We start from the raw sequence: 2,643 nt of genomic DNA, 5'->3' as shown, positions 1-2,643 counted from the left end.
GCTTCGTGCTCGTTCTCGCCGTGGCGCTGATCTGGGGCACGATGCGATGGCGCCGGCATTCGCCGGCCGCGGCGGCAGGGACTCACTTCGCCGACTGGAACAGCTCGTTGGTCTTGAACTTCGACGCCTCGAACTTCCGGCCCGAATGGTCGCGGTGATAGGCCTCGATGCGCTCCACCTCCTCGCGCGATCCGAAGATCAGGGCGATGCGCTGGTGCAACTTGGTCGGCTTCACGTCGAGGATGCGGTCCTGGCCCGTGGTGGCGAGACCGCCGGCCTGCTCGGCGATCATGGCGATCGGGTTCGCCTCGTACATCAGCCGCAGCTTGCCGGGCTTGCCGGGATCGCGCGTGTCGCGCGGATACATGAACACGCCGCCGCGGATCAGGATGCGGTGGGTGTCGCCGACCAGCGAGGCGATCCAGCGCATGTTGAAGTCCTTTGCGCGCGGCCCCGTCTTTCCCTCCAGGCACTCGTCCACGTAACGCTTCACGGCCGGCTCCCAGAACCGGGCGTTCGACGCGTTGATGGCGAACTCCTGGGTGGTCGGCGGCATCTTGATGCGCGGATGCGTCAGGATGAACTCGCCGAGTTGCGGATCGAGCGTGAAGCCGTGCACGCCGGTGCCGACCGTGATCACCAGCATGGTGCTGGGTCCGTAGATGGCGTAGCCGGCGCAGACCTGCTTGGTGCCGGGCTGCAGGAAATCCTCGGTGCGCGGCTCGACCCCCGGATTGGGCGCGCGCAGGATCGAGAAGATGCTGCCGACCGGCGCGTTCACGTCGATGTTGGAGGAGCCGTCGAGCGGATCGAACAGGAGCAGATACTTGCCGCGCGGATAGCGGGCCGGGATGACCCACGGCATGTCCATCTCTTCGGAGGCCATGCCGGCGAGCTGTCCGCCCCATTCATTGGCGCGGATGAAGACGTCGTTGGCGATGACGTCGAGCTTCTGCTGCGCCTCGCCCTGGATGTTGGTGCTTCCGGCCTGGCCCAGCACGCCACCGAGCGCGCCGTTGGCGACCCGCCGGGCGATCGCCTTGCAGGCGAGGCCGACATCGATGATCAGGGCGCTGAAGTCGCCCGTCGCTTCGGGGAACCTGCGTCGTTCCTCGATCAGGAATTGCGACAGCGTCGTGTGATCGGTGAGCATGGTCCGTCTCCCAATCGTCAACTCTCAACGGCCACGACGAGCAGGCTGCAAGCGGGGAGGGCCTCGGCACCGAAGCTGCCGGCCGTGTCGACACCGCCGGCATCGCTTGCTCGCGTCCGGGAACTATAATCTCGCGCCTGCACAAAGGCCACGGTGATGTTACATCACAAACGAAAAAGTAACATGGATTGGTGAAGACGCGCGCGGAACACCTCAGCCCGCCGGTTCCGCCACCCGGGCGGGAGAGAGCGTGCCGAGGAACGCATCGTAGGCCTGCGCGAACGCGTCCGATACCTCGAAATGCGGGAACGCACCGGTCTGGAACACGCGCACGGTCCAGTTCGGCCGGGCGGCGAGCCGGTCGAGCTGCGCGTAGTCGACGAAATCGCCGCGCACGCCGTGTACGACCATGACGGGCAGGCGAAGCTCTTCGTAGATGCGCGTGATGTCGCGGCTGAACAGCAGGCCGCCGACGAAATAGAACGGCGCATGCTCGGCGTCGGGTTGGTGGGCCGTGAGATAGTCGTAGTCGCACAGACCTTCGTCGATTGTCTTCGAGCCCCACGCCTTCTCGAGGAAGAACCGCGCGCTCGTGCGGGTATTCAGCAGATCGAATACGGCGCGGCCCCACACCGGGAACGAGAACGCGTTGCGCAGGAGCGCGCTGCCGCGCGTGCTGCCGGCCGGCCCATAATACGGCCCACGCGAGTCGAGGCCCGTCGGGCTGACCAGGACGACGCTGCGGAACGTCGCGGGCGCCTCGGCGGCCGCCCGCGCCAGGAACTCGGAGCCGAGCGACAGCGCGACGGCGTCGATCGGCGTGCCGCCGTGGATGCGCCGGATCTCCTCGACCATCGCGTGGATCGCGTCGGTCATCAGCCGCGGCGAGTAGGTGCGCGGGCTGCGCTCGGAGAAGCCGAAGCCCGGCAGGTCCAGCGCGTAGACGGGGCGCTTCGTCCGCGCCGCCTCGTAGAGCGGCCGCACCTCGTAGGCGGAGGCGGCGGCGTTGACGCTGTGGATCAGCAGAAGCGGCGGGAGGCTCGCCTCCGCCACCGGCGCCGTCGTCACGGCCGGACCGTCGACGTAATAGCTGATGCGGCCGGCGACCGAATCCATGTCGCGCTGGTCGCCCGGCAGGGCCGGCGGCAGCCGCATGCGGTTGGGAATGAAGAAGGTGCTGACGGCGATCCAGCCGAGCGCCGCCACGGCCGGCACGGCGGCGACCCCGCGCACCCATCCGCCGCCGGTTCCGCGACGGCCGGCATTGACCCCGCTGCGGGGCGGTGCCGGACGGAGGGCGGCAGGGAGCTTGGTGCGCATGTGGAACCTCGGCTGCGGCGCGGAGCGCCCGGGAACACCTCCATAACGTTCGGGCCCGGCGGTTGGTTCTCCCGGCCCGTCGTTTTGCCGCACGATGCCTTCACTCCCTCGTCAAGGAGCTTTGCAGAATTCGTCATTCCGGGGCGCGGGCGGAGCCCGCGAGCCCGGCA

2 protein-coding genes are annotated in these 2,643 nt (G+C 68.3%); both read right to left on the bottom strand.

The window, feature by feature from the left end; genetic code table 11:
- Positions 1 to 82: 82 nt before the first annotated feature.
- A complete protein-coding gene (locus CH341_RS26570; protein ID WP_111421975.1) occupies positions 83 to 1,153 on the bottom strand; it encodes a class 1 fructose-bisphosphatase in 1,071 nt (356 codons plus the stop codon).
- A gap of 213 nt (positions 1,154 to 1,366) precedes the next feature.
- Positions 1,367 to 2,473 (bottom strand): alpha/beta fold hydrolase, encoded by a 1,107-nt coding sequence (locus CH341_RS26565; RefSeq protein WP_111421974.1) that lies wholly within the window; start codon positions 2,471 to 2,473, stop codon positions 1,367 to 1,369.
- Between the last annotated feature and the right edge of the window lie 170 nt (positions 2,474 to 2,643).

Source organism: Rhodoplanes roseus, from assembly GCF_003258865.1.
In the GTDB taxonomy this organism is placed as follows: Bacteria; Pseudomonadota; Alphaproteobacteria; order Rhizobiales; family Xanthobacteraceae; genus Rhodoplanes; species Rhodoplanes roseus.
Note: the sequence above shows the minus strand (reverse complement) of the source record. Positions and strands in the feature narration are given on the sequence as shown.

What these genes read in the sequence shown, in the direction of transcription:
- CH341_RS26570 (WP_111421975.1), bottom strand. Translation starts at nt 1,153, where the DNA reads ATGCTCACCGATCACACGACGCTGTCGCAATTCCTGATCGAGGAACGA.
- CH341_RS26565 (WP_111421974.1), bottom strand. Translation starts at nt 2,473, where the DNA reads ATGCGCACCAAGCTCCCTGCCGCCCTCCGTCCGGCACCGCCCCGCAGC.